The following is a 26217-nucleotide window of genomic DNA, read 5'->3' on the forward strand; positions in this document are numbered from 1 at the left end:
AATCATGAGCAAACCAATCCAAATGGAAAAAGGCGTTAAATATCGTGACGCTGACAAAATGGCATTAATTCCCGTAAAGAATATGCCTGCTGAACAGAAAGAAGTTCTACGTAAGCCTGAATGGATGAAGATTAAACTTCCTTCAGACAGCCATCGTATTCAAGAAATCAAATCAGCAATGCGTAAAAACAACCTGCACTCAGTTTGTGAAGAAGCGTCTTGCCCTAACCTAGCCGAGTGTTTCAACCACGGTACGGCAACGTTTATGATTCTTGGCGCTATCTGTACTCGTCGCTGCCCGTTCTGTGATGTTGCCCATGGTCGTCCTGTTGCTCCTGAAGCTGAAGAGCCGAAGAAACTGGCTAAAACAATTCAAGACATGAAACTGAAGTACGTTGTAATCACTTCAGTTGACCGTGATGACTTGCGTGACGGCGGTGCTCAGCACTTTGCTGACTGTAACCGTGAGATTCGCGAACTCAACCCAAATATTCGTATCGAAACACTGGTTCCAGACTTCCGCGGTCGTATGGACGTTGCGCTTGACCTAATGAAAGACAACCCGCCAGATGTTTTCAACCACAACCTAGAGACAGCGCCACGTCTATACCGTAAAGCGCGTCCAGGTGCGAACTACAAGTGGTCTCTTGATCTACTGAAGAAATTCAAAGAGCAGCACCCTGATATCCCAACAAAATCAGGTGTGATGATGGGTCTTGGCGAGACAAAAGAAGAGATCGTTCAAGTACTGAAAGACCTTCGCGAACATGGTGTGACTATGCTGACACTAGGTCAATACCTAGCACCAAGCCGTCACCACTTACCAGTAGAACGCTACGTGCCGCCTTCTGAGTTCGATGAGCTGAAAGAGATTGCTCTAGAGCTAGGCTTTACTCACGCAGCGTGTGGCCCGTTTGTACGTTCTTCTTACCATGCGGACTTGCAAGCTCAAGGTATGGAAATTAAGTAATCACGATTGCTTAACGAACAATGCAAAGGCGCTGAATATTATGTTCAGCGCCTTTTTTCTATCTTGTTCGTGCCGCTATAGCTTTATATTTCGTGCCACTAAGCTTTATATAAAAACAACAAAGCCACTCTTTATGAGTGGCTTTGTGCTTAATATTTCAAGTTCAGAGGAGGTAATTTCAAAAAGCCCAGATAGGGTTCTGCATTAACCGAAAGATGCCCAGATAACCGTTGCTACCAAAATTGGGCACACAAACTTCACATACATTGGCCAAACCTTACCAAACCAACCAAGTTGAAAATCAGGACTGCCTTGTTCAAGCTCTTTCACTTTTGAAGCTCGGCTCCATACCCAACCACCAAACACACAGAACATCAGTGCAGCGACTGGTTGAAGATACTGAGTTGCAATCATCGCTACCATGCCAAACATCGCAGCAAAGTTGTAAACAATCACCACACTAAACAGCGCGATAGCACCACCAATCACCCAGCTTGTTGGCGTTCGTCTAGTATTGAAACGCTCACTCACTAGCGCAACCGGGCCTTCAAGCATCGAAATCGAAGAAGTCAGTGCAGCAATCGTTAGTAGTAAAAAGAACACAATCGCAAAGATCTGTCCAAGCACACCTAAACTATCAAACATCAACGGCAAAACCGTGAATACTAGAGTGTCAGAGCTTAATAGTGAGCCGTCTTCAGCGTAGATTTGAACGCCTTTTTGCATCGCAACAAACATTGCTGGCATCACCACTAATCCAGCAATAAAAGCGACAGCAGTATCCACCAGAGTTACGTTCATCGCCATTTTTGGTAGGTTCTCTTTCTTGCTTAAGTAAGAGCCATAAACCAACATCGAGCAACCGCCAATAGTGAGTGAGAAGAACCCCTGTCCCATTGCCGCCAGAATCAGTTTTCTATCCCACACTTTCTCAAAGTCTGGAATAAGGTAATGTTTTAGGCCTTCCATCGCGCCAGATTGCGTCATGATGTAAACAAACAATAAGCCAAATAAAACAAACAGCGCAGGCATCAAACGAGTCGACCATTTCTCGATGCCTTGCTTAACACCGCCCTGCACAATCAAGATAGTCAGTACATAGAACGCGACGGTACCAAATACGTTGCGCTCAACACTGAAGCCCTTAAACCAATCAGCAATCGCTTCTAGGCCGATAAGATCCGCGACCGCACCAATTAGGAAACAGATCAACCAGCCACCAACAATACTGTAAAACGCCAACACTGCGCTTGGTACACTCAGTCCAACCCAACCGACAAACTCACCGACTTTCTTACCCAAAGGGTTTGTCGTCAAAGATCGCATGCTATCAACTGGGTTTGCTTGGCCGTGACGGCCTATAGCCATCTCAACCACCAACATAGGGAAAGCAACCACGAAGATCATGATCAAATAGACTAAAAGGAAAGCGCCACCACCGTTGCTAGCAACTTGAGTCGGGAAACCCCAAATATTACCCAAGCCAACCGCTGCACCAGCCGCTGCTAAAATAAAACCTAAACGAGAGCTAAAGTGCTCTCTTGAAGAGGAAGATTGTTGGTCCATATCGCCCGCATTAAAAATCAGTGAACTAGTTGAGAAGTACAGTAATAAAAAGCAATGATAGGCACAACCAATAAATGAACAATTCTCTGATTTTTACAATCAATGCACTATTTAGAACAACAAAATTAACAAAAAACCAGTCTTATCGTTCAATTATAAGCAACAAAGCGAAGCGGTAGGCTTAAGAAGGAAATGGATTGAATTGAGATAAATACTCGCCGTGTGGTTCCATTTATACAAACAAAAAGAGCACCGACCGGTGCTCTTACTATTCATCACTAGACTCGAATTAAATTGTGAAGACTTGGTAATCTTTTAAGTTCGGAATGATTTCATGCAGTTCTTGCTCTTGTTCTGCCATCTCATCAAGTGAATCACAGAACTCATTCGCTTCCTCCTGTACTTGTTGAGAGTGTTCTTTCATTCGCTCTTCAACTTTCAGCTTTAATTCAGCCATACTGTCAGCCAGTTCAGTCAGGTTTAGGCCACCGTCTTGTTTCATTTTTTCTGACATCGCATTAAAAGCGCTAGAGATAAATTCTTGGTTAAAGATTTCTTTCGCCTTCTCGAAATCTTCAGACCAGCCATTGGCCATCGAATCAAAGCTTTCTGCAGGCAACACTAATTCGCCATCTTTGTAATAACGCGCTTCCAGTTCTGCAAAGTAGGTTTTCATTGATTCTTTTACATTATCAAATGACTCAGGTGAATCCAGGCTAGCCGCGATATCATCAATCACGTCATTGGCTAACGCTAAGCTATCGTTGGCCATTTGTTTCGCTCGAGGTAAGTACTCACTCATGTTTTCGCGATATTTCTCAATCGCCGCTTGTTGGTCGGCATCAAGCTCAACCTTCTCACCATGAATATAGAGGTCGTTGTTATCATCAAAAACGGCCGTATCACCATTCACTTGATGGATTTCGACTTTTTGGTCATCAATTCGTAGTTCATTCTTCAAATCAACTCGACACTGAGCAGCAAACGTTGGCAAGCTCACAACAGCGATAACCGCTGTTAGTGATGCAATTAATACATTGTTTTTCATAACATCCTCTCATCAATCTGACAGATTACTATACCCTTGGTATATGCTCCTTTGTCAGAGAAACGTTTTATATCTATTAGTCAGTTAGTTAGTCGATAGAGATAACTTCGTAGCAAAACTGTTTATCTGCGACCTTAAACTCAATCTCATCACCAACTTCTTTACCCATTAGAGCCTGGCCAAAAGGTGCATTTGCCGTCACGATGGCAATCTCATTCTCATTCCACGTGACAGAAAGTCCGCCGACTCTCGGCCCCATAAAAAAGTGTTTATATTGATCATGCTCGTCAATGACCACAACGTAACTGCTCACCGTAACCTTCTCACTATCACGCAACACTAAGTTACGATAACACTGAATATCGTCTTCACACTCTTGTACCCTCACCGCTTGACCATGGGCGAGATACGAAGCTTCTAATGCCAATGTATCGTACTTATGTTCAGGCACTGTCTCTTCATCTGTCGCAGCATCAATCGCGCGTTGAGTAGCAGATTGTGCGATACGTAATCGGGATTCAAGTTGCTCTATGATTATTTGGCGAAGCTCAGACTTATTCATACTATTGGGGTGCTTTTCTATAGGAGCTACAGAATAGAATTAGGTACAATCAGGTGCAAGACATTTGATTCATCAAGCGACGCTATCATGAATGGGCGCCCGCTTTAGCATCAATACGACACTTAATAACTCAGGTAGAACATAAATGATTGAGCAGAAGCTAAAACAAGTATTCGGATTCGACTCACTGCGCAATGGGCAAAAGCAAGTCATTGATAACGTTCTATCTGGTCACTCGACTGCCGCGATATTCCCGACAGGCTCAGGTAAATCGCTGTGCTATCAATTACCAGCATTAGAGTTACCGCACTTAACCTTGGTGATATCGCCACTGTTAGCCTTGATGAAAGACCAACTCGCTTTCCTGCACAGTAAAGGCATTAGCGCAGCGGCAATCGAATCAAGCCAAGACCGACAAACCACACAACAGGTTATGCAGTCAGTGCGTAACGGTGACACCAAGATCCTCATGATCTCCGTCGAGCGCTTGAAGAACGAACGCTTTCGTCAGTTTATCTCCCAAGTGTCGATCTCACTGCTTGTGGTCGATGAAGCGCACTGTATTTCAGAATGGGGACACAACTTCAGACCCGACTACCTGAAGCTTCCTCAATACCAAAAACAGCTCAATATTCCTCAGGTTCTACTACTGACAGCCACTGCGACTACAGCGGTTATCCAAGATATGAAGTCAAAGTTTGAAATTGATGAGGAGCGCGTTGTGGTTACGGGTTTCTATCGTCAAAATCTCGATCTGTCGATTCAACCTTGTGAACAAACCAGTAAGCTAGAAACCTTGTGCAATGTGGTTAACCAAGCTTCTCTCGCTCCGACTATTGTTTATGTCACCCTTCAACAAACGGCAGAGATGGTGGCTCAGCAGCTTCGCAATGCTGGCGTTAATGCAGTGGCTTACCATGCGGGTCTTAAGCCTGAAAATAGAGATGCTATTCAACACCAATTCATGAATGATGACGTGAGCTGTATCGTCGCAACTATCGCGTTTGGTATGGGCGTGGATAAGTCCAACATTCGCCGAGTGATTCACTTTGACTTACCAAAATCGATCGAAAACTACTCACAAGAGATCGGCAGAGCTGGTCGAGATGGGCAAGCGTCTGAATGTATTTTACTGGCTAACAAACACGGTTTAAGCACACTCGAGAACTTCGTTTTTGGTGATACGCCAGACAACATATCGATCCAAGCGGTATTAAAAGAGATCTACGAAAATCAAAACATTGGCGCTTCTGGCTCGAATCAATGGGAGATCATGCTTAATCAACTATCACGTGAATCCAACATTCGTCAGTTACCGCTAAAAACACTACTGGTGTATCTCGAAATTGAAGGTGTGATTGAGCCCAAGTACAGCTACTTCGCAGACTACAAATTTAAGTTCATTCGTCCGAAACAGCAGATCACAGAGCAATTTCAAAGTGAACGTCGTCAATTTGTCGAAGCGATTTTCCAATGCTCTCCTCAAGCAAGAGTGTGGTGCCAAGTCGACTTCGATGCGCTTTGGACACACTTCCAAGCCGATCGTCAGCGTGTGATTGCGGCTATCGACTACTTCAATGAACAAGGTTGGATTGAACTAGAAAGCAAGCAGATCACCGATGTCTACGCGATCCACAATACTTCTGAAGATATGATGCAACTGTCAGAGCGTCTAACTGAGTTGTTTAAAGCAAAAGAAAACAGCGAGATAAACCGCCTTAACCAAATGCTGAATTTCTTTGAGGCGGATACTTGCCTAAGCTCACGCCTTGCGAGTTATTTTGCCGATGATAAAGCACCAACAAACTGCGGTCACTGCTCTGTATGTCGAGGAGAAGTGGCAATCTTACCAACCGTTGATGTTGAACCTATCGATGATGAGACGGTGATGACATGGATACATGAGTTTATTTCGGCTAGCCAACAACTGATTACCGACGAGGCAATTACTCGCTTCTTATGTGGAATCGCCACCCCGCTTTCAACCAAACTCAAAGCCAGTAAAATGGTCGGTTACGGCAAGCTAGAGCAGCAACCGTTCAGTGATACCTTAGCGCGAGTAAAACAACTTCCTAGGTAATTCTTACTTATAAAAAACCGACTAGGCTATGAAGCGTAGTCGGTATTCATCTCACTCATTATCTTTAAAAGAAGCTCAACTGACGCATTTGGTCTTTAGGTTGCAGCATTACGCTTAAACCAAGCAGGCGTATTTCTCGCCCCTGTTGTCTTTTCAGTATTTCACTAAGCAGCTCTTTGAAGTGTTCACGATCGAGAGAGGCATGGATGTGTTCAATCGTGGTTTGTTGAAAGTCGGCGAACTTGAGCTTAATGCCCTGCTTGATGATCGCTTTGCTTGGGCTAGCCTTTTCTAAGCGAGTCTCGAGTTCAGGAAATAGCTTATCTTCGATTACCTGCCAACATTCTGCGTAGCTTGAAATGTTTTGGGTAAAGGTGCGCTCTACACCTACCGATTTTCGCTCGCGCTCGATGATAACTTCTCGATCATCAATGCCATGACTGCGCTTCCAGAGTGATGCACCTTGACGGCCAAACTTGAGTAGCAGGTCTCGATAGTCAGACTCTTTGATATCCTTACAAGTAAAGAAACCCGCTTGGTGCAGCTTTTCTATGCTCACTTTGCCGACACCGGGAATCTTTTCAAGTGGTAGCTCATCGATCACTGATTGCACGTCTTGTGGAGGGATAACAAACTGACCATTGGGCTTATTCAGATCTGAGGCCACTTTCGCCAAGAATTTAATCGGTGCAATTCCTGCAGAAGCTGTCAGGTTCAGTTCGTTCCAAATATCACGGCGAATAGACTCGGCAATAAGTGTTGCTGAACCGTGACACCGCTTAGAATCGGTGACATCAAGGAAAGCTTCATCCAAGGAAAGTGGTTCAATGATTGATGTGTATCGAGAGAAGATTTCACGGATCTTTTTAGATATCTCGACATAGACCGACATTCTTCCCGGCACAACCAATAGATTAGGACAAAGCTGTAGGGCCTTTCCGGTAGGCATTGCAGAGCGAACACCAAACTTGCGGGCTTCATAATTACAGGTGCTCAAAACGCCGCGTTGCTTTTCATGACCACCCACTGCGAGCGGTCGATTGCGATAAGACGGGTTATCTCGCATTTCTACAGCTGCGTAAAAACAATCCATATCAACATGGATTATTTTTCTCACTTTCTCTTGGTCCGCACTACGCATCTAGAAATAACTCAACCTTACAACTGTATCTATGAACAGTATAATCAATTATTCTCAAATTTAAAATGATATAGAGTCCAGCTCAACAGGTTTCACTTCAATAGCCACCTACAATTCTGATAGTATTGTTAACGAGTATTTAGTCTATAAGTAGGGATCGCTTTTGAGTGAAAAAATACTAGTGGTAGAAGATAGCCGTGCATTCAGAAACTACCTTTACCAACAACTTAAGAACGATGGCTATGACGTAAAGTTAGCCGAATCAGTGGCACAAGCGAAAGCTATCTTAGAGCAAGAGACAGACTTCTTGTGTGCGGTATTAGATTACTGCTTACCCGACGGTCAAGACGGTGAGATCATTGACCTCGTCTTAGGCTACCAACAGAAAATCATTGTTCTGACCGGGATGTTCGACAATCAACTGCGAGAGCAAGTCCTAGCCAAAGGCGTTATCGATTACATACTTAAAGACAGTATGTCGTCAGTAAGCTACCTACTCCCTCTAGTTCAAAGAATTTCGAATAATCGCCACCACAAAGCACTGGTTGTCGATGATTCAGCGGTCGTTCGCCGTTACATAGTTCAACTTCTAGAACACCAATATATCCAAACAATCCAAGCCGAAGATGGCGAACAAGCATTAAAGCTTCTTCATAACGACCCTGATATTACATTCGTTGTTACAGACCATGATATGCCGAAGAAAGACGGTATAGCGATGATCCGTGAGATTCGACGCGATCACGACAGAAACCAGTTGGCCATTCTAGGATTATCCGGGAGTGATGATCGCACTATGACAGCGCGATTCCTTAAAGCGGGTGCCAACGATTTCCTTTACAAACCTTTTAACCAAGAAGAGTTTTTCTGCCGTATCCATCAGCTGCTTGATATGAAAGAAGCGGCTAATGAGCTATTTCGACATGCCAACGAGGATGCTCTTACTGGCTTATGGAATCGTCGCTACCTGTTCAATCATCCTTGTAAAGGCTGCGATCAACGAAACATCGCGATGATGGACATCGACTTCTTTAAGAAAGTGAATGATACCTTTGGACACGATGGTGGTGATGCCGTGCTGATCGATGTAGGGAAAATAATCAAAGATCATTTCAAAGACGATGTCGCTGTGCGCTTTGGTGGCGAAGAGTTTTGTATTCAGTCGTGCGGCGCATTTGAAAGCTTTGTTGACAACTTAGAGTCCATGAGAGAAGCCATTGAAAGCCATGTTGTTGAGCATGACTCTCAAAGAATCAAGGTCAGTATCAGTATCGGCGTAACCGATTTAGACGCGAAGTTAGATGAACAGATCAAAGCCGCTGATGAGCTTCTTTATACGGCAAAAGAGCAAGGTAGAAACCAACTAGTGTTTGCGCGTAACAGCATGCAAATCGAACAATAGTCATTCGCTTTTGTTTCCATTTTGGTATGCCAAGATTAATTGCTAGACCTCAAAACTAAAAAAGCTCAAGACGATAATCTTGAGCTTTTCAATTTGAGGGCATAGATAACTCTATCCCCTATGACTGTCACCCATTAAGCGATACGGTCTTTACTCCAAGCCGCTTCTTTTTGTTGACGCTCAGCCAGCTTCTCTTCACGGTAAGCTTCACGTGCTTCACGCTTCTTACGCGCGTCACAAGGTTCAGGGCAGTTACATACTTTATCAATACCAACAGCACCCAAACCGCCACAGCTACCTTTCACAACTTTCTTTTGGATAATGTAGCCAATTGACATCGCTGCGATTACTGCAAGAAAAACACCAAATGTAATCAGAAATGTATTCATAATTATCTCGCTTACCTTATTTACCTAAGTATGGCTTAAATGCTTCAGAAGCAATTTCTTTAAAGCCATCTGCTGTTTTTACCACCATGAACACTGGGATGTTATGTTGGTTTGCGACTTCCATTCCTTTTTCCTCACCTAAGACCATAAGGCCCGTAGATAAGCCGTCTGCAGTCATTGAAGACGGGTTTAAAACAGTCACAGAAACCACTTTATGATGAAGAGGCTTTCCTGTTTCTGGGTTGATGATGTGTGAGTAACGAACACCATCACGCTCAAAATAGTTGCGGTAGTCACCAGACGTTGCGATCGCCATATCACCAGGTTCGATGATCTCTTGAATGTTGCGTTCGTCAATACTTGGCTTTTCGATGGCAATACGCCAGCCTACACTTTCGCGGTTAAGGCCTTTTAAACGGATTTCACCGCCGACTTCTACCATATAGTTGTGAATACCAATTGAATCAAGGTAATCAGCAACAACATCAACGCCCCAACCTTTTGCAATGGTTGACAGGTCGACATACAAATTAGGCAAGTCTTTAGTTAGCTTGTTGCCTTCAACGCTCAAGTGGTGAATACCAACTTTAGCTTTACGAGCAGCAAGCTCTTCATCTGATGGAACCACTTCCGGACGAGCTTCAGGACCAAAACCCCAAAGATTAACTAATGGACCAACCGTAACGTCCAACGCTCCTTCAGTAAGACCGTTCAAACGAATGGCTTCTTTCACAACGATAGCGGTTTGTTCAGAGACTTCGAATGCGTCCGCACCTTTGTGTTGGTTGAAACGGCTTAATTCGGAATCTTCACGGTAAGTCGACATCTGGTCGTTTACTTCTTCAAGTAGACGATCGATCTCTGTATGAACTTCATTAGACTCAGGAAATTCATCACCATTGATGTATTTAATATTGTAACTCGTGCCCATCGTTGGGCCACTCAAATGCACTTGCTCTCTTGACTGCTCACAGCCCGCAAGAAAAATCAAAGAAGTTAATGCAACAAGCCAAATTCTCACTTGCTTACTCCTGTCTAATGTTGAGGATTTATATAAGGAAAAATAAGAGTAAAAAATAGGTATTTTGAATGCCTTACTCTTTCTTATATAAGCCAGTATGTTGTCAAAAGCTGTCTTAGAAAAACAAATGGCTGACTCGTAGGAGTCAGCCATAATATCAATCACTTAAGTGGATTAACCACCGAAGTCATCTAGTAGGATGTTTTCATCTTCTACACCAAGATCTTTCAGCATGCCGATAACAGCAGCGTTCATCATCGGTGGACCACACATGTAGTACTCACAATCTTCAGGAGCTTCGTGATCCTTCAGGTAGTTTTCGTACAGTACGTTGTGGATGAAACCAGTGTAACCGTCCCAGTTGTCCTCTGGTTGAGGATCAGACAGTGCACAGTGCCACACGAAGTTTTCGTTTGCAGCCGCTAGGCCATCGAAATCTTCAATGTAGAACATCTCACGCTTAGAACGCGCGCCATACCAGTAAGACATCTTACGAGTAGACTTAAGACGCTTAAGTTGGTCGAAGATATGAGAACGCATAGGCGCCATACCTGCACCACCACCGATGAATACCATTTCATTGTCTGTGTCTTTAGCAAAGAACTCACCAAATGGACCAGAAATAGTACATTTGTCGCCTTCTTTAAGAGACCAGATGTATGAAGACATAACACCAGGAGCTACGTCAGGGTTGTTTGGCGGCGGAGTTGCGATACGCACGTTAAGCTTGATGATGCCTTTCTCTTCTGGGTATGAAGCCATAGAGTAAGCACGGATCGAATGCTCTTTAACGATAGACTCATAACGGAACAAGTTGAACTTATCCCAGTCACCACGGTATTCCTCAGGAATATCGTAATCTGCGTATTTCACGTGATGTGGTTCAGCTTCAATCTGAATGTAACCACCCGCGCGGAACGGAACTTCTTCACCTTCAGGGATCGCTAGAGCAAGTTCTTTGATGAAAGTAGCTTCGTTGTTATTCGAGATAACAGTACATTCCCACTTTTTAACACCAAAGATATCTTCGTCTAGTTCAATCTCCATGTCAGTTTTCATAGCAACTTGACATGCAAGACGTTCGCCTTCGCGAGCTTCACCTTTTGTGATGTGATCAAGTTCAGTTGGAAGGATGTCGCCACCACCAGACTTAACTTTTACACGACACTGACCACAAGAGCCACCGCCACCACAAGCAGAAGATACGAAGATACCAGCGCCAGCCAGGGCACCAAGTAGCTTGCTACCAGGTTGAGTAACGATCGCCTTTTCAGGGTCGCCGTTTACTGAAATAGTGATGTCACCTGATGGTACTAACTTAGACTTAGCGAAAAGAATCACTAGTACTAGAGCCAGTACAATAATGGTAAACATCGCTACGCCAAGAATAATACTAAACATTTGTTATTCCTTATTACTGGGTGCTTACCCTACAGTTGAACACCAGAGAAAGACATAAAGCCTAACGCCATCAGACCAACAGTAATGAACGTGATACCAAGGCCACGAAGACCTGGAGGTACGTCAGAGTACTTCATCTTCTCACGGATACCCGCAAGAGCAACGATAGCTAACATCCAACCCACACCAGAACCGAAGCCGTAAACAACAGATTCAGCAAAGTTGTAGTCACGAGTTACCATGAAAGATACACCACCAAAGATTGCACAGTTAACTGTGATCAGTGGAAGGAAGATACCTAGTGCGTTGTACAAAGGTGGGAAGAAACGGTCTAGAACCATCTCTAGGATTTGTACAAGTGCCGCGATAACACCGATGAATGCGATGAAGTTAAGGAAACTTAAATCGACACCTTCAACAAGCGCGTTTTCTTTCAGGATGTGTGTGTAAACAAGGTTGTTTACAGGAACAGCGATTGTAAGTACTACAACTACCGCAACACCAAGACCAAAAGAAGTTTTAACTTTCTTAGATACCGCTAGGAATGTACACATACCTAGGAAGAAAGAAAGCGCCATGTTTTCGATGAAAATCGATTTAACTAGCAGACTAATATAATGTTCCATGACTACCTTACCCCTTCGCTTCTACTTGTTCTGGTTTGAACACACGAATTGCCCAAATCAAGAAACCAATTAGGAAGAATGCAGAAGGTGCTAGAAGCATCAAGCCGTTTGGCTGATACCAACCACCGTTGCTCACTAGAGGTAGTACTTCCATACCAAATAGTTTGCCAGAGCCTAGAAGCTCACGGAAGAAACCAACAGTGATAAGAACGAAACCGTAACCAAGACCGTTACCAAGACCATCGATTAGAGATGGGATTGGCGCAGACTTCATTGCGAATGCTTCAGCACGACCCATTACAATACAGTTAGTAATGATTAGGCCTACGAATACAGATAGCTGCTTAGAGATATCGTATAGGTATGCTTTAAGCACTTGGTCTACCACGATTACTAGTGATGCGATAATTGCCATCTGAACGATGATACGCACACTGTTAGGAATGTGGTTACGGATCAAAGAAACGAAGAAGTTAGACAGAGCAGTAACGAACATTACCGCGATAGTCATAACAAATGCTGTTTCTAGCTTAGTGGTTACCGCAAGAGCAGAACACACACCAAGAACCTGTAGCGCGATTGGGTTGTTGTCCAACACCGGCGCTAAGATGCTCTTTTTAATTTCTTTTGCACTAGACATTAGTTCAGACCTCCGTCACGAACTTTTGCTAGGAACGGACCAAAGCCCATATCACCTAACCAGAAGTCAAATGTATGTTGAACACCAACGCTAGTCAGTGTTGCACCAGAAAGGCCATCTACACCGTGCTCAGAACCTTGAGGAGCGCCACCTTTAACAACCTGAATAGCAGGTTTGTGGTTTTCGTCGAATAATTTCTTACCAACGAATTGAGCGCGCCAAGATGGGTTCTCAACTTCACCACCAAGTCCAGGAGTTTCACCTTGCTCGTAGTAAGTGATACCAGAAACTGTGTTGCCATCAGTTTCTACCGCAACGAATGCGTACATCATTGACCATAGACCGTTACCGTGAACAGGGATGATAACTTTAGAAGTTTCAGCGCCATCTTTCACAAGGTATACAGTACCCGTGTTAGCACGACGAAGGATCTTAGCGATGTCATCTTCAGCTGAAAGCTTGATTGACTGAGCTGGATCTTTTGCCGCTTTACGTTGGTCGTATGCAGTAGCGTCGCCGTCAACGAAATCGCCAGTAGCGAAATCAACTAGACGAGGTTCAATGTTCTCTGCGTACAGTTCAGGGATATTACCCGCAAGTTCAATGCCCGCAACTTCAAGGATCTTGGTTTGCTGATCCAGAACTGCGTTAGCTTGTTGCTTAGGTTTAAGAACAACTGCAGCTGTTGAAACGATGATTGAGCACACTAAGCTCAATGCGATAACAACAAACAGCGTCTTTTTAATGCTATCGTTATTACTTGCCATAGCGCGCTAGTCTCCGCTTAATGTTCTTCTCGATTACAACGTGGTCAAACAGAGGAGCAAATAGGTTTGCGAATAGGATCGCAAGCATCATGCCTTCTGGGTATGCAGGGTTAACTACACGAATCATTACACACATTGCGCCGATTAGGATGCCGTACCACCACTTACCACCATTGGTAAATGACGCTGATACAGGGTCTGTTGCCATGAAGAACATACCAAATGCGAAGCCACCTAGAACTAGGTGCCAGTGCCAAGGCATGCTGAACATTGCGTTAGTGTCAGAACCGATCACATTAAACAATGTTGATACAGCAATCATACCGATCATAACACCAGCAATGATGCGCCATGAAGCAATGCCCATGTATACGATCATTGCAGCACCGATCATAAGTGCAAGCGTTGATACTTCACCGATAGAACCTGGAATGTTACCAATGAATGCGTCCATCCAAGTGATCGTCTCACCAGATACCGTGTTCATTAGCGCGCTACCACCGCCTTGAGCCCATTGGCTAAGCGCTGTTGCACCAGAGAAACCATCAGCTGCAGTCCAAACTACGTCACCAGAAATCTGAGCAGGGTATGCAAAGAATAGGAACGCACGGCCAGCAAGTGCAGGGTTTAGGAAGTTACGACCCGTACCACCAAAAATCTCTTTAGCAACAACAACACCGAAGGTAATACCTAGTGCAGCTTGCCATAGAGGAAGTGTTGGCGGAACAATAAGCGCGAACAAGATAGAAGTAACAAAGAAACCTTCGTTAACTTCGTGCTTACGCACCATACAGAACAGTACTTCCCAGAAACCACCAACGATAAAGACCGTCGCGTAGATAGGTAAGAAGTAAGTCGCACCCAAGAGCATCTTACTGCCCCAGCCTGCATCGGCTCCTAAGGAGGCTCCAAGCATTTCGGTTAGCCAGTAGTGCCAGTTACCATCAATGATAGAAACTAGTTCTGCACCTGAATACATGTGGTTTAGTGCTGCAATAGCTTGACCACCTGCGTTGTACATACCCCAGAACATTGCTGGGAATACCGCAAGCCAAACCATGATCATGATACGTTTTAAGTCAACGCTATCACGGACATGCGAGCTTTTCTTTGTAACTGTACCTGGTGTGTAGAAAAGTGTTGCTGCAGCTTCGTAAAGCGCAAACCACGTTTCGTGTTTACCACCTGGTTCAAAATGATGCTCGATGTCTTCAATAAACTTTTTAAGGCCCATGAAAATTACCCTTCCTTCACAATTGTATCTAGGCATTCACGAAGTAACTGACCGTACTCGTACTTACCAGGACATACAAAGGTACACAGTGCTAAATCTTCTTCATCTAGCTCTAGCGCACCAAGTGCTTGTGCACTATCAACGTCGCCAGCACATAGATCGCGAAGCAGCAAAGTAGGCTCCATATCTAATGGCATTACTTTCTCGTAGTTACCAATTGGAACCATAGAGCGATCACTACCGTTTGTTGTCGTTGTCATGTTGAACAACTGACCTTTAAACACGTGACCAAGGAATGAACGAGTAACAGAGAACTTGTTCTTACCAGGCATAGCCCAGCCAAATAGCTCTTTATCACGACCTTCACGAAGAACCGAAACCTGTTGATGGTAACGGCCAAGGTAAGCATGTGGACCTGAAGCGTGAACACCAGATAATACTGAACCTGAGATCAGGCGAACTTCACCTGGCATCAACTCGCTGTCCGTCAACTCTTCAAGGCTAGCACCAATTTGAGTACGAACTAGGCGTGGGTTATTAACTACTGGACCAGCCAGAGAAACAACACGCTCAGAGTAAATCTCACCAGTAAGGAACAACTTACCGAATGCGATAACGTCTTGGTAGTTAATGCTCCACGCTACATTTTGTGCATTTACCGGATATAGGTAATGCATATGCGTGCCTGCAAGACCTGCAGGGTGTGGGCCATCAAAAACATGTTCTTCAACGTTAGACTGAGCTGAACGAGGTAAGCTAGTACCTTTTTTACAAACGTACACTTTACCGTTAGTCAGAGTTGAAAGAAGATCTAAACCAGCAACGAAAGCATCAGACTGCTCGTTAATGATTAATTCTGGCTCAGCTGCTAGCGGATTAGTATCCATAGCAGTAACGAAAATAGCCTGAGTTTCAGAATCAACTGCTGGAACCTTGCTGAACGGACGAGTTCGCAAAGCGGTCCATGCGCCAGACTCAACTAACTGAGCTTTAACCGTTTCACGGTCAAGGCCTACTAGTTGGTTAGCTTCATAGCTATTGAACGTGATTTGCTCATTGCCTGCTACTTCAATCACTACTGATTGAAGAACACGCTTAGCACCACGGTTCACTTCAATAACTTTACCGCTTGCTGGAGAAGTAAATACAACACCTGGGTTCTTTTTATCTGCAAAAAGAACTTGGCCTTTCTTCACTTCATCACCAACGCGAGCATGCATCGTAGGACGCATACCAACGTACTCTTCGCCAAGCAAGGCGACTTTAGTGATGGACTTACCATCATTAATCACCTGGGATGGAGTTCCTGCGATAGGAAGATCCAAACCCTTCTTTATTGTAATCATACGCACTTGCACTACTTTATCGGGAAAAAGATTCTTTTAATTGCGTAAATTCGGGACGTTTTAAAATCGCCCTTAGACACGACATTACAGTGTCCGGTTTTGGTAAATTTGAGATACCAAAATCGCAACATTACATTAATAAACTCATCACAAATATTATGTGAGATTTATCAGGTGCCGTATTCTAGCATTTTTTGACAACTTGATGCCATGACCAATAACTTGAATACGGCCTTTATTTGGTGAGATTTGAAGCATATGGACTCTCAAATATGTATAAATTTGACGAGCCGCACAGATAGATTGGCTTTTGAATCGTGTTTTAAACAAGAGATTAATACTCTGTCACAAACTAATATTTTACGAGTTATGTTGAAACACTGTTAATAAAAACATTACTCATTATAGGTATTTTTAGTCGTTCAAATTGCCATCAGTTTGAGTGATATAACAACGAAAACACATAGGTTTGGCGACAAAAAAGGCGGCATCACCACCTTTTGTCAATATGCTCGCTGTGTTACTTGCCACCACCCATACACATAGGGCTGTCTGGCACGTTATCGAGCTGCTTCATCCATTCATCTTTTGTATAAGTGTGAATGGACAGTGCGTGAATATTATTCGCTAGCTCTTCTGAAAGAGCTTTATTTACCGCTCGATGACGAGCAATAAGACGCAATCCTTCAAACACATCACTGACAACAATCACTTTAAAATGACTCTCAGAACCGGCCGGAACATTGTGCATATAGCTCTCATTAACCACGTTTAAATGACTTGGTGAAAACTCATTGTGCAATTTTGTTTCGATAACTTCTTGGATCATTGTGATTCCTTAATAACGTATTGGCATTATCCGTGGGATGAGTATAAACCCTAAGCGGTCGACTGTCTGAGTATTTGATAGCGAATGGCGTAGGTTTGGTTGAGTTTTTTCTATCTTGTTCAGCCTGCATTTGAGACAATATCTTTGTTATTTCTTACATAAGTATCTCAAGCAATGAAAACCGAACTTACCCTTCACGATAGAACTTTAACCTTACATCGTTTCCCGAAACGTTCAAATGAAACCCTTCAAGCTTGGGATGCGGGCGACGAATACCTGATCAGTCATGTTGAAGAGATGAACCTCGAACCTGGCAAACACATCCTGATCATGAACGACAGCTTCGGTGCCCTATCCGCTTGGTTCTCGAAAGATCATGATGTCACCATGATGAGCGACTCATTTATCTCTCATCGCGGTGCCCTGAAAAACTTGCAGCGCAATCAAAGTAACCGAGTGAACTTCTTGAACACGATGGATGATATCCCACACGGTATCGACCTTGTGATCATGCAGCTGCCAAAAACAAATCGTCACCTAATCTGGCAACTGAGCCAGCTACGCCAAGCATTGCCTGAAGGCTGCCAAGTGATCGGCGTCAACAAGGTAAAAGAGATTCACACCTCTACGCTTAACCTGTTCGAAAAATACCTAGGCGAAACCAAAACATCACTAGCGAAGAAAAAACACCGCTTAGTCTTCTCATCTCCAAACTGCCAGCCAATTCAAACGGTAGAGCCTTTTGTTGAATGGGATGTAGACGGTGAAGATATCCGCCTGAAAAATTTACCAAATGTTTACTCAGGGGAAGCACTCGATCAAGGCGCTCGCTATATGCTAGAGCACATCCCTCAAGATCCTGAGCTACGTCATATCATCGATCTTGGTTGTGGCAACGGTGTATTGAGTGTAAAAGCAGGGCAATTGAACCCACAAGCCCGTATCACCTGTGTGGATGAAAGCTTTATGGCGGTGGAATCGGCGCGCCAAAACATCAAAGATAACCTTGGTGAAGAAGGCAACTTCCAGTTCATCGCCAACAACTGTTTAGATGGCTTCAAGAAAAACAGCACCTACTTAGTGATGTGTAATCCTCCATTCCATCAGCAACAAGCGATTACGGATCACATTGCGTGGCAAATGTTCTGTGATGCAAAGCATGTTCTAAGCAATGGAGGCAAATTAATTGTTATTGGCAACCGACACCTCGGATACGATGTCAAACTAGCAAGACTATTTGGTGAAGCTAACGTTGAAACGCTTGAACTAAACCAAAAATTTGAGATATTACAAGCAACAAGAGAACCTGCGAATTTTAATAAATAAGCAGAAACGACTTCACAAGAATTTAAGATACCGAGCTTCTGGTGTGAATTTAGAAAGGATAAAGGAATGAAAAAACTGATTTTGGCTGCTTCTATTATGGCTTTGACAGCATGTTCAGCCCCTCAGCAAGAACAGATCAATGTAATGCCAGAAGCTTCACTAAGCTCAAGCAACCTTGTACAAGGCAAAACATACACACTAACCAGTAAAGATGTTCGTGCCGCTCAATATGTTGCATTGGTTGATAGTGGCCGTTCAAACATTCAGCCAATTCACGCTAAGCAAAACATGCGTATCTCTCTAGAAAATGCTGTTGCACAGCAGTTAGAGTCTCAAGGTTTTCGTGCGAGCGTAAACAGTGAAAACTCGATTGTTTTAGAGATTCACGAAGCACTCGTTACCGTAGAGCACACCATTATGGAAAACAAAATGGACGGTAAAGTAACGCTTGAAGTTACCGCTGAAACGCCTGAAGGCAAACTAGTTAAAACATTCAACGGCACTGCAACACGCACTGGTGCATTGAGTGCATCTAACGACGACATCTCTATGGTTCTTAATGACGTGATCAACTTGGTTCTTACTGAGATCGCTAACGACCAAGAGCTACAAACTTACATGAAGGAACGTTTCTAATGGGTCGTATTTTATCTTCTATCGCATTAATGCTAGTGAGCGTAAGCGTTTGGGCTGGTCCTAAAGTAAACGTGGAAACAACATTAGGCGACTTCACTATTGAGCTTAACCAAGAACAAGCACCGGTTAGCGCGGAGAACTTCCTAAAATACGTGGCAGACGGCAGCTACGAAGGCACTATCTTCCACCGTGTTATTCCTGGCTTTATGGCTCAAGGTGGCGGCTTCGATCAAGAGATGAATCAACAAGCAACTTACGCTCCTATCAAGAATGAAGGCAGCAATGGCTTGAAGAACGATACAGCAACAATCGCGATGGCTCGTACTAATGCGCCAGATTCTGCAACTCGTCAGTTCTTCATTAACTTCTCTGATAATGACTTCTTGAACGCAAAAGGTAGCAACCCAGGCTACGCTGTATTCGGCAAAGTAACTGAAGGTTTTGATGTTGTTCAAAAGATGGCAACGATTCCAACCAAGCGAATGGGCCGCATGTCAGACATACCAGTTGACCCAATCGTCATCACTAAAGTGACCCTTCTTAAGTAATCCAATCTAACGCCCTTATTTCTTAAGGGCGTTTTTCTACACAAGGACGCCCTATGTCATCAGGCACTCCCTCTCTTTCTTGGATGCAGACTTTCCGCAGCTACCTAGATAAACGCCTACTTTGGGTGTTTATGCTCGGCTGTTCGAGTGGCTTCCCATGGGTTCTTATTGGATCCAATATGTCTGGTTGGCTAAAAGATGCAGGTTTAACGCGTGCTGCCATCGGCTACTTTGGCAGTGTGTTTGCCGTGTATGCGATTAACTTTCTATGGGCACCATTGGTAGACCGAGTAAAACTGCCGGTGCTTCACGCAATACTCGGCCAGCGACGCAGTTGGATCTTTTTCTGCCAATCCATTGTTTTAATCGGTACCTTATTCATCGCAGGCGTCAATCCCGCAGAGAACTTGGCGTTTACTTCAATGTTGGCGCTCGCTATTGCCATTGCCTCAGCCACGCAAGACATCGCGATTGATGCATTTCGTATTGATACCTTCCCAAAATCCGAAGCATCAAAACTGCCGCAAGCTTCTGCAATGGCCGTAATTGGTTGGTGGACGGGGTATTCTCTACCAGGCTACCTTGCCTTTATTAACGCAGACTCAATCGGTTGGAATGGCGTGTATTACGGAATGGCAGGCGTCGTTGTCGTACTAATGCTGTTTACTCTTTTTGTCGGAGAGCCAAATACACAACGCGAAGCCCTACAAGAACAGGCTCAGCAACGCCACAATAAGGTTGTCGGTTCGAAAGTCGTGGCTTGGTTCAGTGTTACCGTGTTAGAACCGTTTTATGACTTCTTCAAACGAAACGGAGTTCAAGTTGCCATCACCCTACTGCTGTTCGTATTCCTATTTAAGATAGGTGAAGCCTTCCTAGGTCGCATGTCGATCACCTTCTATAAAGAGATAGGTTTCAGTAACGAACAGATCGGCCACTATTCGAAGTTAATTGGTTGGGGCGCAACCATATTCTTCACTTTGGTAGGCAGCGTCTTCAATGTAAAATTCGGCATTGTACGCGGACTGATGATTGGCGGTGTTGCCATGGCAGCCAGTAATCTAATGTTTGCATGGATCGCTCAAGCAGGCCCAAGTGAAACACTGTTCTTGGCAACGATTATTGTCGATAACTTCACGACCGCCTTTTCAACAGTAGCTTTTGTCTCTTTCTTAACGTTATTAACTGGGCAGGCCTTCTCTGCAACCCAATATGCATTACTCGCATCCTTGGGTAACTTCGGTCGAACAACACTGGCTTCATTTAGTGGTGAATTGGTCGATTACCTCAATGATTGGTCAACCTTCTTTATACTGACCGCACTTATGGTGATTCCAAGTTTGATCATGCTCTACTCGTTACGCCACTTTTTCACGGATTTATTAGAGAAAGCCAAAACTAACCAAGAATAGAGTCAAAGAAAACAAATAAGAAGAGGGTAGCATTGATCTACCCTCTTCTACGTTCTGTCTTCAGATCTAGTCTGTTGTTTCACTGACAATTAGGTTAAAACCCGTACCCATCGAATCATCAATCGCCACGACTTGATACACCACACCATCAGCTAAGGTTGCGGGCGCAGAGTCGATAGCCACAACTGACGGCTGACCCGCTACAGTAATCGTCACAAAGTAAGACCCCGCCGCAACATAAATGCCATTCGCATAATCTCTGAATTTCACATCACTTAGCGCCGGAGTGCTACCAGCAATACCCACCGTTTTCGGTCAAAGATAGATCAAAGACTGGATTGTAAGACGGGTTGAATTGTCATTTTTTAAGAGAAAACGCTTAGAAATGAATACTGTTGATTTTGATATGCATGTCACTCTAATTAGTAGAATCGTTTGCTTAGCACAGTATTTCACCTATTTATCCACAAAATAATCGAGTTTCACAAAATCAATAGAATTAGAGGTGCATCAAGATGCATTTCCACATTAAAGTTCCATCATTTAGATCATTAGTGTGATCAACCTCACCTTAATAATTGTAATTTTCACTCTGTCTCACTTTTATTTGAGAACAAAATCGCTATTATGCTCGGCATTCGGACATCATAAACACGCACGGATTAGCGGGTTACTTATTTCAAACATAGAGAGTTCCATTATGCGTAAATCACTTTTAACTCTTGGCCTACTTGCAGCAACTTCTGCTCCAGTAATGGCAGCGGATTATTCTGACGGCGACATCCATAAAAACGATTACAAATGGATGCAGTTCAACATCATGGGTGCAATCAACGAGAAAGGTCCTTACGAATCTACTCATGATTACCTAGAGATGGAATTTGGTGGTCGCTCTGGAATCTTCGACCTTTACGGCTATGTTGATGTATTTAACCTAACATCAGACTCAAGCAGCGACAAAGCAGACAAAGATGGCAAAATCTTCATGAAGTTTGCTCCTCGTATGTCTCTTGACGGCCTAACTGGTAAAGACCTTTCTTTCGGTCCAGTTGAAGAACTATACCTTTCAACTCTTTTCGAGTGGGATGGTAACAACGGTGGTGTTAACACTCAGAAAGTTGGTCTAGGTTCTGACGTAATGGTTCCATGGTTCGGTAAAATGGGTCTAAACCTTTACGGTACATACGACTCAAACAACAAAGATTGGAACGGTTTCCAAATCTCGACTAACTGGTTCAAGCCATTCTACTTCTTCGAGAACGGTTCATTCATCTCTTACCAAGGTTACATTGATTACCAATTCGGTATGAAAGATGAGTACGCTCAAGTAAGCAACGGCGGCGCAATGTTCAACGGTATCTACTGGCACTCAGATCGTTTTGCAGTTGGTTACGGCCTGAAACTATACAGCGATGTATACGGCTTTAAAGATGGTGCAGACCTACCATGGGACGCTTCTTCACAAGCTGATTCTTCTGGCGTAGGTCACTACGTTGCAGTAACTTACAAGTTCTAATCGAACTTCTAAGAAAAGTTTCCAAAATGGCACCCTAGGGTGCCATTTTTTATTGCTTTCATTTAATGCCTCGCTATCCTTGCAGCATCACTTTCTTATCTCGGTATTGCTGTGAACATCACTATTGTTGGACCTGGAGCTATCGGCTCTTTATGGGCGATAAAACTACTTCAAGCTGGTCATAATGTCTCTTTGTTGAGTCGCTCCCCTGAAACCTCAATTGACCTAACACTTGATGAGCAAACTTCACTTTCCTTCAGCAATAACAATATCGACAAGCTATCAACGAGTGATTTGGTTATCTTCACAGTCAAGGCTTGGCAAGTAGAAGAAGCCACCACTCCGTTACTTCAATATCTCGACTCTGACACCATTCTCATGTTCATGCATAACGGAATGGGCGCGGTCGATAATATTGCTACTCAAGTCGATGGTTACCCCGTTGTATTGGCGACCACGACTCAAGCCGCATTCAAACCCAGCCGTAATCATGTATCTCATACAGGGTTAGGCCACACCCAATTGGGTGCTTTTAACCAAGTCGGTCAGCAATGCACGTTTTTAGTTGATGTCCTCAACCATGCCCTGCCAGAGGTAAGCTGGAACCCTGAAATAAAAACTGCGCTTTGGACTAAGCTCGCGATTAACTGTGCCATAAATCCACTCACTGGGCTCAAGCAGATTAAGAATGGCGAACTTGCTGATCACCAATTTGAGGGGGTGTTGCGTTCGATAGTTCAAGAACTGACAGAAGTGATGCAAGCAGAAGGGATCGCTTGTTCATTCGACGGATTAGAAGCAAGTGTCAAGCAGGTCATCCAAGCCACGGCGCAGAACAACTCATCCATGAAGCAGGATATGTTTTACCAACGCAAGACAGAGATCGACTTCATCACTGGACACCTAATAAAAACAGCGCTTAAGCATCAGATAGAAGTTCCCGTTAACCAAAAGCTGTTCGATCAAGTCAAAGAGCAAGAAAATAGCTGGAATCATCAAGATTAGTCAGCAACGGTCAACAAGTCGCGATAAAATAACAATACCGCTAAGCATAACGCTGGCACCAATTTCCAAGATTTTAGGTAAGAATAGATGCTTGATATCAATCACATCCGAGAGCAGTTTCCTGCGCTATCCCAAACCATCAATCAACAACCATTGATTTACTTAGACAGCGCGGCAACGACACAAAAACCTCAGGTAGTTATTGATGCCATTAGCCAATATTACTCCAAACAAAATGCCAATGTTCACCGTGGTAGCCATAGCTTAACAGCGAACGCGACCAGTCAGTTTGAAGCTGCCAGAGATAAGGTCGCTCAGTTTATCGGTGCAAGCTCTTCAAAAGAGATCATCTGGACTCGCGGTGCAACCGAAGCGCTCAATTTAATTGCTCAAACTTACGCAAGAAGTATTCTTCAGCCTGGCGATGAGATCTTAGTGAGTGAAATGGAGCATCACGCTAACATAGTTCCTTGGCAAATTGTGGCAGAACAAACCGGGGCTAAAGTCGTTAAAGTACCGATGACATCGGATTGTGAATTTGACCTAGTCGCGTTTGATACGCTTTTAAATGAACGAACCAAGATTGTTGCATTAGCTCAGATAACCAACGTAACGGGTTCTCGTCAGCCGATTGAAGCCGTCATCGAGAAAGCACATAAGATGAATGCAATTGTGGTAGTCGATGGCGCACAAGGTATCGTTCATGAATCGGTTGATGTTGCTGCTTTAGGCGCTGATTTCTACGTATTCTCTGGACACAAGCTCTATGCCCCTGCGGGCATCGGTGTGCTTTACGGCAAGCTTGAATTGTTAGAAGCGATGCCACCTTGGCATGGTGGTGGCAAAATGGTCGAGCGCGTCTCTTTCTCTGGCACTACTTTTTCAGAACTGCCTGGCAAATTCGAAGCGGGCACGCCAAATGTGGCAGGGGCCATAGCACTAAGCACCGCAATAGAATGGTTAAGTGGTTTTGTACAACAAGATGTCGAAAATCATATCCACCAACTACAACACGAGACTTATCTTGCGCTCAGTAAACTGGATGACATTCAGATTTTAGGGTATCAACCTAACGCAAGTGTGATTACTTTTGTGATGGATGGTGTTCACCATCAAGATATAGCGACTCTACTGGATCAGCAAGGTATCGCAGTACGTGCAGGACATCATTGTGCTCACCCATTAATGGATGCACTTAATGTGAAAGGAACGGTTCGAATTTCATTTGGTATTTACAACAACATGGATGACGTTGATAAGCTTATAGCTGCGATAGAAAAAGCCGTTGATATGCTTTAGGGTGTGGCGAGATTATTTAGGGTTGGCGTTTAGCGTCAACCCTTTTTGTTTCTGTGTATCTGAGTGATATTAAGCACTTAACTCTTGGATTTGAGCAACAATCGCTTTTAATCCGTTTCCGCGAGATGGGCTTAGGTGGGTGATTAAACCGATGTTTTCAAAGTAACCATCAATATCGAACGCTTGAACCTGCTCTGATGTTTTTCCATCATACGCAGCCATCACTAATGCAATCAGACCGCGCACGATACGAGCATCAGAATCAGCACAAAAATACCAAACACCGTCGATGTTCTGAGAAACTAGCCAGACTTGGCTTTCACAACCAGAAACTACAACCTGCTCACTCTTCAGCTCATCAGGCATGCTAGGTAATTTCTTACCCCATTGAATCACTTGGCGATAACGATCTTCCCAGCCGCTGAATGTCTGCATCTTCGCGACAATATCATCACTGGTAATTTCAGTGCCGAATGGAGAGCTTGGGAATGACATCATTTTAATATCCAATAGATTATGACTAAATGTACAGGTGACAATGGTTAAGTGTTCTCAAGCAAATAATAAAGAACTACTTAGAGTGCTTTTGAATCAGCTTTTCAACAATACGTGAAACAGCCACAAAACCAAAAGTCGCAGTGACCACTGTCGCAGCGCCAAAACCCGTCGCACAATCCATGCGTTTTGGACCTTCTGCTGTCGCTTTCGCAGCACATACACTGCCGTCAGCTTGAGGGTATTTCAGCTGTTCAGTTGAGAACACACAATCGATACCAAACTTACGTGCTGGATTCTTAGGGAAGTTATGATGACGACGAAGGGTATCTTTTAGCTTCTTCGCGAGCGGATCTTGAATCGTCTTAGTCAGATCAGCCACTTTGATTTGAGTGGGATCGATTTGACCACCCGCACCACCGGTGGTGATCACCTTAATTTTGTTGCTACGACAATATGCCAACAGTGAAGCCTTAGCTTTCATGCTATCAATCGCATCTAACACAAAGTCGAACTCTTTCGATAGGTATTCAGCCTGATTGTCTGGGCCGATGAAGTCGTCAACCAAGTTAACTTTACACTCAGGGTTAATCAGCTTAACGCGCTCTGCCATCACTTCAATTTTGCTTTTACCAACGGTACCCGACATTGCGTGGATCTGACGGTTGATGTTGGTCACACACACATCATCCATATCGATCAAAGTCAGCTCACCTAAACCAGTACGAGCAAGCGCTTCAACCGCCCATGAACCTACACCGCCAATACCGATCACACACACGTGTGCTGCTCTAAGTATGTCGACTTCACTATTGCCATATAGGCGACGGGTGCCACCAAATCGTTGGTCATAGTTTTCTGAAGCTGGAGTGGTCAATTCACGCATTGTTGCCGCCAATTTATTTCTGAGAAAAAGAAAAGAGTGCGTTTTATACGCACTCTTGAATAAAAAGTCTAG

At 43.9% G+C, this 26217-nt stretch carries 25 protein-coding genes and 1 pseudogene; 10 read left to right on the forward strand and 16 right to left on the reverse strand.

The genetic code is table 11. The features are described from left to right. The first annotated feature begins 4 nt into the window (after window positions 1-4). Window positions 5-970 (forward strand): lipoyl synthase, encoded by a 966-nt coding sequence (lipA, locus tag AB4486_RS20700; RefSeq protein ID WP_017064177.1) that lies wholly within the window; start codon window positions 5-7, stop codon window positions 968-970. A 204-nt stretch (window positions 971-1174) separates the two neighbouring features. On the opposite strand, the gene AB4486_RS20705 is transcribed toward lipA, so the two are convergent. The 3 genes from AB4486_RS20705 to AB4486_RS20715 all read right to left on the reverse strand — a co-directional run bounded on the left by AB4486_RS20705 (window position 1175) and on the right by AB4486_RS20715 (window position 4146). Continuing rightward, complete coding sequence (locus tag AB4486_RS20705) at window positions 1175-2536, reverse strand: sodium-dependent transporter (RefSeq protein WP_017059919.1); 1362 nt, start codon at window positions 2534-2536, stop codon at window positions 1175-1177. 289 nt (window positions 2537-2825) lie between these two features. Further along, window positions 2826-3584, reverse strand: a complete 759-nt coding sequence (locus AB4486_RS20710) for a YggN family protein (RefSeq protein WP_017059918.1) — start codon at window positions 3582-3584, stop codon at window positions 2826-2828. An 88-nt stretch (window positions 3585-3672) separates the two neighbouring features. After that, window positions 3673-4146 carry a GreA/GreB family elongation factor gene (locus AB4486_RS20715; protein WP_017059917.1) on the reverse strand — a complete coding sequence of 158 codons (474 nt, stop codon included), beginning with the start codon at window positions 4144-4146 and terminating at the stop codon, window positions 3673-3675. A gap of 145 nt (window positions 4147-4291) precedes the next feature. Here AB4486_RS20715 and AB4486_RS20720 point away from each other — a divergent pair, with 145 nt between their 5' ends. Then, entirely contained in the window at window positions 4292-6226 is a 1935-nt protein-coding gene (locus tag AB4486_RS20720) for an ATP-dependent DNA helicase RecQ (protein WP_017059916.1), read from the forward strand. 64 nt (window positions 6227-6290) lie between these two features. Here AB4486_RS20720 and dinB read toward each other — a convergent pair whose 3' ends face one another. Next, window positions 6291-7367 (reverse strand): DNA polymerase IV, encoded by a 1077-nt coding sequence (gene dinB, locus AB4486_RS20725; RefSeq protein ID WP_372118448.1) that lies wholly within the window; start codon window positions 7365-7367, stop codon window positions 6291-6293. Between the two features lie 163 nt (window positions 7368-7530). On the opposite strand from dinB, the gene AB4486_RS20730 reads away from it, so the two are divergent. Further along, window positions 7531-8769: a response regulator gene (locus AB4486_RS20730; RefSeq protein WP_372118451.1), complete on the forward strand. Its 1239-nt coding sequence runs from the start codon at window positions 7531-7533 to the stop codon at window positions 8767-8769. A gap of 134 nt (window positions 8770-8903) precedes the next feature. Here the strand turns inward: AB4486_RS20730 and nqrM are convergent, their stop codons facing one another. The 9 genes from nqrM to bolA form a co-directional block, all read right to left on the reverse strand. Next, complete coding sequence (nqrM, locus tag AB4486_RS20735) at window positions 8904-9158, reverse strand: (Na+)-NQR maturation NqrM (protein ID WP_009848378.1); 255 nt, start codon at window positions 9156-9158, stop codon at window positions 8904-8906. A gap of 16 nt (window positions 9159-9174) precedes the next feature. Next, window positions 9175-10179 carry an FAD:protein FMN transferase gene (locus tag AB4486_RS20740; RefSeq protein ID WP_372118453.1) on the reverse strand — a complete coding sequence of 335 codons (1005 nt, stop codon included), beginning with the start codon at window positions 10177-10179 and terminating at the stop codon, window positions 9175-9177. Window positions 10180-10353: 174 nt separating this feature from the next. Further along, window positions 10354-11580 carry an NADH:ubiquinone reductase (Na(+)-transporting) subunit F gene (nqrF, locus tag AB4486_RS20745; protein WP_017059912.1) on the reverse strand — a complete coding sequence of 409 codons (1227 nt, stop codon included), beginning with the start codon at window positions 11578-11580 and terminating at the stop codon, window positions 10354-10356. Window positions 11581-11609: 29 nt separating this feature from the next. Continuing rightward, window positions 11610-12206: an NADH:ubiquinone reductase (Na(+)-transporting) subunit E gene (nqrE, locus tag AB4486_RS20750; RefSeq protein WP_009848375.1), complete on the reverse strand. Its 597-nt coding sequence runs from the start codon at window positions 12204-12206 to the stop codon at window positions 11610-11612. 7 nt (window positions 12207-12213) lie between these two features. Beyond that, window positions 12214-12846, reverse strand: a complete 633-nt coding sequence (locus AB4486_RS20755) for an NADH:ubiquinone reductase (Na(+)-transporting) subunit D (protein ID WP_008223083.1) — start codon at window positions 12844-12846, stop codon at window positions 12214-12216. Then, complete coding sequence (locus tag AB4486_RS20760; RefSeq protein ID WP_372118455.1) at window positions 12846-13613, reverse strand: Na(+)-translocating NADH-quinone reductase subunit C; 768 nt, start codon at window positions 13611-13613, stop codon at window positions 12846-12848. Before AB4486_RS20760 ends, AB4486_RS20755 begins: the two co-directional genes overlap by 1 nt. Continuing rightward, entirely contained in the window at window positions 13603-14847 is a 1245-nt protein-coding gene (locus AB4486_RS20765; protein ID WP_010439046.1) for an NADH:ubiquinone reductase (Na(+)-transporting) subunit B, read from the reverse strand. The genes AB4486_RS20760 and AB4486_RS20765 overlap by 11 nt, the downstream gene beginning before the upstream one ends. A gap of 5 nt (window positions 14848-14852) precedes the next feature. After that, entirely contained in the window at window positions 14853-16193 is a 1341-nt protein-coding gene (locus tag AB4486_RS20770) for a Na(+)-translocating NADH-quinone reductase subunit A (protein ID WP_017080319.1), read from the reverse strand. Between the two features lie 520 nt (window positions 16194-16713). Next, a complete protein-coding gene (gene bolA / locus AB4486_RS20775; protein ID WP_017064186.1) occupies window positions 16714-17022 on the reverse strand; it encodes a transcriptional regulator BolA in 309 nt (102 codons plus the stop codon). Window positions 17023-17196: 174 nt separating this feature from the next. Between bolA and AB4486_RS20780 the strand changes: the two genes are divergently transcribed. The 4 genes from AB4486_RS20780 to AB4486_RS20795 all read left to right on the forward strand — a co-directional run bounded on the left by AB4486_RS20780 (window position 17197) and on the right by AB4486_RS20795 (window position 20944). Beyond that, a complete protein-coding gene (locus AB4486_RS20780) occupies window positions 17197-18348 on the forward strand; it encodes a methyltransferase (RefSeq protein ID WP_372118458.1) in 1152 nt (383 codons plus the stop codon). Between the two features lie 66 nt (window positions 18349-18414). Beyond that, window positions 18415-18984 carry a YajG family lipoprotein gene (locus AB4486_RS20785; RefSeq protein WP_372118461.1) on the forward strand — a complete coding sequence of 190 codons (570 nt, stop codon included), beginning with the start codon at window positions 18415-18417 and terminating at the stop codon, window positions 18982-18984. Then, on the forward strand, window positions 18984-19532 hold the full coding sequence (locus tag AB4486_RS20790; RefSeq protein ID WP_017059906.1) for a peptidylprolyl isomerase: 549 nt from the start codon (window positions 18984-18986) through the stop codon (window positions 19530-19532). The genes AB4486_RS20785 and AB4486_RS20790 overlap by 1 nt, the downstream gene beginning before the upstream one ends. A 53-nt stretch (window positions 19533-19585) precedes the next feature. Beyond that, on the forward strand, window positions 19586-20944 hold the full coding sequence (locus tag AB4486_RS20795; RefSeq protein WP_017059905.1) for an AmpG family muropeptide MFS transporter: 1359 nt from the start codon (window positions 19586-19588) through the stop codon (window positions 20942-20944). A gap of 66 nt (window positions 20945-21010) precedes the next feature. Here the strand turns inward: AB4486_RS20795 and AB4486_RS20800 are convergent. Continuing rightward, a pseudogene (locus tag AB4486_RS20800) lies at window positions 21011-21272 on the reverse strand (2-dehydropantoate 2-reductase); the annotation flags it as partial. Between the two features lie 372 nt (window positions 21273-21644). Here AB4486_RS20800 and AB4486_RS20805 point away from each other — a divergent pair. The 3 genes from AB4486_RS20805 (at window position 21645) to csdA (ending at window position 24764) form a co-directional block, all read left to right on the forward strand. Next, window positions 21645-22460: an outer membrane protein OmpK gene (locus AB4486_RS20805; RefSeq protein ID WP_372118463.1), complete on the forward strand. Its 816-nt coding sequence runs from the start codon at window positions 21645-21647 to the stop codon at window positions 22458-22460. A gap of 111 nt (window positions 22461-22571) precedes the next feature. Continuing rightward, on the forward strand, window positions 22572-23465 hold the full coding sequence (panE, locus tag AB4486_RS20810; protein WP_372118466.1) for a 2-dehydropantoate 2-reductase: 894 nt from the start codon (window positions 22572-22574) through the stop codon (window positions 23463-23465). An 87-nt stretch (window positions 23466-23552) separates the two neighbouring features. Beyond that, window positions 23553-24764 carry a cysteine desulfurase CsdA gene (csdA, locus tag AB4486_RS20815; protein ID WP_372118468.1) on the forward strand — a complete coding sequence of 404 codons (1212 nt, stop codon included), beginning with the start codon at window positions 23553-23555 and terminating at the stop codon, window positions 24762-24764. Between the two features lie 69 nt (window positions 24765-24833). Here the strand turns inward: csdA and csdE are convergent, their stop codons facing one another. Both csdE and tcdA read right to left on the reverse strand, forming a co-directional pair. Beyond that, window positions 24834-25262, reverse strand: a complete 429-nt coding sequence (gene csdE, locus AB4486_RS20820) for a cysteine desulfurase sulfur acceptor subunit CsdE (protein WP_102445259.1) — start codon at window positions 25260-25262, stop codon at window positions 24834-24836. 73 nt (window positions 25263-25335) lie between these two features. Further along, entirely contained in the window at window positions 25336-26145 is an 810-nt protein-coding gene (tcdA, locus tag AB4486_RS20825) for a tRNA cyclic N6-threonylcarbamoyladenosine(37) synthase TcdA (protein ID WP_372118471.1), read from the reverse strand. Window positions 26146-26217: the final 72 nt, after the last annotated feature.

Origin of the sequence: Vibrio sp. 10N.222.55.C6 (genome assembly GCF_041473395.1) — a bacterium.
Lineage (GTDB): Bacteria > Pseudomonadota > Gammaproteobacteria > Enterobacterales > Vibrionaceae > Vibrio > Vibrio crassostreae_C.